The sequence below is a fragment of the Salinimicrobium oceani genome (assembly GCF_012037645.1).
Genome location: NZ_JAAVJR010001705.1, coordinates 1 through 279 on the forward strand (window position 1 = coordinate 1; position 279 = coordinate 279).

General features: G+C 45.5%; 1 pseudogene. It reads right to left on the minus strand.

The annotated features are described in order from the left end of the window. Window positions 1-231, minus strand: a pseudogene (locus HC175_RS23675) (methionyl-tRNA formyltransferase); the annotation flags it as partial. Window positions 232-279 lie beyond the last annotated feature (48 nt).

Below are 279 nucleotides of genomic sequence, written 5' to 3' on the forward strand. Positions count from 1 at the left end.
GAGCTCTTCCAAAAATGCTTCAGATTTTAGATTAGTTGGTTGCAGCACTTTCAGGCCCTGCTCCCCTGCATATTTTTTGACGGCCGATTCCTGAAGCTTTCTTCCTCTTCCGGCAGGTTTGTCGGGGGCAGTGATCACTCCCACCACATTAAATCCGGCTTCAACTATGGTCTTTAGCGTAAACACCGCAAATTCCGGTGTGCCCATAAAAACGATCTTCAAATCTCTCATAAATGACTTAGTTTATATTTATTGGCAGGTGTAGTTGCAAGGGCGCCT